At 71.6% G+C, this 4,070-nt stretch carries 2 protein-coding genes and 1 pseudogene; all 3 read right to left on the minus strand.

Annotated features, from left to right (window positions below; translation table 11 throughout):
- Nucleotides 1-766, minus strand: a 766-nt coding sequence (locus tag PO768_RS26915; RefSeq protein ID WP_272648512.1) for a TolC family protein, incomplete at its 3' end; no start/stop codon positions are given.
- Nucleotides 760-3,810 (minus strand): efflux RND transporter permease subunit, encoded by a 3,051-nt coding sequence (locus tag PO768_RS26920; RefSeq protein ID WP_272648513.1) that lies wholly within the window; start codon nucleotides 3,808-3,810, stop codon nucleotides 760-762. The genes PO768_RS26915 and PO768_RS26920, both read right to left, overlap by 7 nt.
- Nucleotides 3,807-4,070: pseudogene (locus PO768_RS26925) on the minus strand (hypothetical protein); the annotation flags it as partial. The gene PO768_RS26920 and the pseudogene PO768_RS26925, both read right to left, overlap by 4 nt.

The following is a 4,070-nucleotide window of genomic DNA, read 5'->3' on the forward strand; positions in this document are numbered from 1 at the left end:
GGCTCTGGAGCGGCAGCTGCGCCGGGACCCGATGCTCGGGCAGCGGGCCATCGGCCAGCGCCTGCCATTCGCCCGCCTCGATGTCGCTGAGCCGAACCAGGCGCAGCAGCGCATGCTGGCGCTGCTGTTCCTGCTGGGCCAGCTCGGCGCGGCGCTGCTCCAGCTCGGCCTCGCCCTCCAGCTGATCGCCCGCGCCGCGCAGGCCAGCGGCCAGCAGCATCTGCTCAAGCTGCTGCTGGTGCTGCAGGGTGGCGAGCAGCTCGCCGCGCTGGCGCTGTGCCAGGCCGGCGCTGCGCAGGCGCAGGAGCTCGGCGCGCAGCGAGTTGGCGAGCGCCAGCCGCGCGGCCTGCAGATCGGCCTCGACCGCGGCCTGCTGGGCCTGCGCCGCCTGGCTGCGGGCGCGCTGGCGGCCGAACAGGTCCAGCTCCCAGCGGAAGGTGAGATTGGCCTGGCGGCGCTGGCCATCGACGCGGCTCGATTTCTGTCCGTCGCTGCGCTGCTCATGCGCCTTGCCGGCCTCGGCCTTCAGGTCCAGCTTCGGAGCGCCGTCGGCGCGGGCGATGCCGAGTTCGGCCTCGGCCTCGCGCAGCTTGGCCAGCGCCCCGGCCAGCTCGGCGCTGTTCTTGACGCCGCGCTCGATCAGGGTCTCGGCCGCCGGCTCCAGGCGCAGCGCCTCACCGTCCTGGGCCAGGCCGGGTCGGGCCGCCAGCAGCAGGCTTGTTGCAAGCAACAGGGCCGCCCGCCTCAGCGAATGCTTGATCAGCATGCTTGTTCTTCCTTGTTGACTTCTTGCTTCTTCTTGCCACTCAGGCGCCGGCGCAGCTGTTCGAGCTGGCGATAGACCAGCGGCACGAACAACAGGCTCAGCAGGGTGCTGCTGATCAGGCCGCCGATCACGGCCACCGCCATCGGCGCGCGGAAGCCGTCGTCATGGCCCCAGCCCAGTGCGGCCGGCAGCATGCCGCCGACCATCGCCAAGGTGGTCATCACGATGGGGCGCACCCGTTCGCGTCCGGCCTGGGTGATGGCCTCGTCCAGGCCCTGGCCGTCGCGGCGCGCCTCGATGATGAAGTCCACCAGCAGAATGGAGTTCTTCGCGACGATGCCGAACAGCATCAGCAGCCCGATCACGGTGGACAGGTTCAGTGAATGCCCGCCCAGCAGCAGCGCGATCGAGGCGCCGCTGAGCGCCAGGGGCAGCGCCAGCATGATGGACAGCGGCTGCAGCCAGTCGTCGAACAGCAGCACCAGCACCGCATAGACCGCCACCAGGCCGAACAGCGCGGCCATCGCGAAGCGCTCGAACATCTCGTTCATGTGCTGGGCGTCGCCATAGGGCGCCAGGCGCACGCCGGGGGGCAGCTCCCGGTAGGCGGGCAGGGCCTCGATGGCCGCAATGGCCTCGCTGAGCGAGACGCCCGGTGCGAGGTTGGCCTGCAGCTGGATCACGCGCTCGCGGTTCAGGCGGTTCAGGCTCGAGGGCGTGCTGCCTGGCTCAATCGTCGCCACCGTCTCCAGTGCCACCACGCCGCCGTTGCCGGTCGGGATCGGCAGCTGGCGCAATGCCTCGATAGCCAGGGCCTGGCCGCCGGCCAGGCGCAGGCGCACCGCGACCAGCTTGCCGTCGATCACGATGCGCGGCAGCGCGGTATCGCTGGCGCCCAGGGTGGCCAGGCGCATCGCGTCGGCCAGCGTGCTGGCGTCGACGCCCAGGCGGGCGGCCGCCTCGGGACGCAGGCGCAGGTCCAGGCTGGTCAGCGGCCGCCCCTGGTCCAGGCCGAGATCCTGCAGCAGCGGCAGCTCGGTGGCCTCGCGCAGCAGGCGCAGCATCGCCGGCTCCAGCTTGCCCGGGTCGGCGGACACGAAGCTCAGGCTCAGGTCCTTTGCCCAGCCGCCCAGCAGCAGGTTGGCGCGCAGGTCCGGCACCCTGGCCAGGCGTTCGCGCAGCTGCTGCTCCAGCTCGGCGGCCGCCAGCCTGCGTTCACCGGGCGGCGCCAACTGCAGGCGCAGCGCGCCCTGGTCCGGGCTGCCCCGCTCGTAGGCGAACACGCCGGCGATGTCGGGAACGCCGGCGATCGCGGCGCGCAGCTGCTCGGCGGCCTGCACCGACTGGCGCAGGCTGGCGCCCGGCGGCAGCTCGTAGTAGACGGGGATCGCCTGCGGCCGGGTCTCGGGCATGAAGCCCGAGGGCAGCAGGGACAGCAGGCCGAAGGTCGCCAGCAGCAGGCAGCCGCCCGTGCCCAGCGAGGCGCGGCGGTGCCGCATCACCCAGTCCAGCAGGCGCAGATAGCCCAACTGCATGCGGCCCGGCGCTACCTCGCCGCCATGATGGGGGCGCATCCAGCGGGCGCACATCATCGGCGTCACCAGGCGCGCCACGCACAGCGAGGCCAGCACCGCGAAGGTGGTGGTCAGGCCGAACTCGGTGAAGTACTTGCCGACTACGCCGCCGATGAAGCTGACCGGCAGGAACACCGCGACGATGGTCATCGTGATTGCCACCACCGACAGGCCCAGCGCATCGGCGCCTCGCCCTGCGGCCTCGCGCGGCGCCTCGCCGTTCTCGATGCGGCGCGCGATGTTCTCGATCTCTACGATGGCGTCGTCCACCAGGATGCCGATCACCAGGATCAGCGCCAGCAGGGTCACGCTGTCGAGCTGGAAGCCGCGCCAGTGCATCGCGACAAAGGTCGGCAGCAGCGACAGCGGGATCGCCGCCGCGGCCAGCAGGGTGGCGCGCCAGTCGCGCAGAAAGAACCAGACCACCAGCACGGTCAGCAGCGCGCCCTCCAGCAGGGTGTCGCGCGCGCCGCCGTAGCTCATGCGGGTGAACTCGACGTTGTCCTCGAACAGCTCGATGCGCATCTCGGGATGCGCCTGCCGGTATTCGTCCAGCGCACGGGCCACGCCCTCGGCCAGCTTCAGCTCGGAGGCGCCGCGCTTCTTGTAGACCTCCAGCACCAGCACCGGTTGGCCGTTCAATAGCGCGAAGCCGTTCGGCTCGTTGCCCTCGTCCACCACCCGGCCCAGCTCGCCCAGCGCGATGCTGCGGCCCTTGTCCAGGGTCACCAGGCGCTTGGCCAGGGTCTGGGCATCGGTGCTGGCGCCCAGCACGCGCAGCGGGCGCATGCGCTCGTCGCCGTCGCGCACCGTGCCGGCCGGGATATTGGTCTCGCCCAGCTGCAGCTGGCGCGCCAGCTCGGCGACACTGACGCCGGCCGCGCTCAAGCGTGCCGGGTCCAGCTCGATGCGCAGCTCGCGCTTGGCGCCGCCCAGACGCTTGAACTGCTGCACGCCGGTGACGCCCAGCAGCTTGGGTCCGAGCTGCTCGTCGATGCGGCGGCTCAGCTCCATCTCGTCGACGCCCTCGGCCGAAACCGAGAAGCTCTGCAACGCCCAGCCCGAGACATCGACTCGCGTCACCAGCGGTTCGCCGATCTGGGCCGGCAGCTCGGGCCGGATGCGGCTCACCGCGTCGCGCACATCGCTGGCGGCACGGTCGATATTGGCCTCCAGCTGAAACTCGGCAGTGATCGAGACCTGGCCGTTGGCGATCGTGGTGCTGAGGTTGTTCAGCCCCGGCAGGCCGGCCAGGCCTTCCTCCAGGCGCCGCGCCACATTGGTCTCCAGCTCCTGCGGCGTGGCGCCGGGCTGCGCGACGTCGACGCTGATGATGGGCAGCTCGACGCGCGGGTCGCCGGCGACCGGCAGCTTGTTGAAGGCGACGATGCCGGCCAGCGACAGCAGCAGGAACAGCAGCACGATGGGCGTCGGCTTGGCGATCGCCCAGGAAGAGATCTTCAGGCTCATCGCTTGGCCTCCGGCACCGGCGTGATGCGCTGGCCTTCGTTGAGCAGGGCGGCCGCGCCGCGCACCACCTGGTCGCCCGGGGCCAAGCCCTCGACGACCAGCTGCTGGTCCGGCGCCAGGCGCACATGGCGCTTGCGCAGGCGCTGCTTGTCATCGACGACGAAGACCCAGGGCCTCGGATCGAACTGCAGCGCGCCCGCCGGCAGCGGCGTGCCCTGCAGGGCCGGGCCCTGCAGCCGGGCCAGCGCGGCGACGCCCAG

The sequence above is a fragment of the Paucibacter sp. XJ19-41 genome, assembly GCF_028462495.1.
Taxonomy (GTDB): Bacteria; Pseudomonadota; Gammaproteobacteria; order Burkholderiales; family Burkholderiaceae_C; genus Roseateles_E.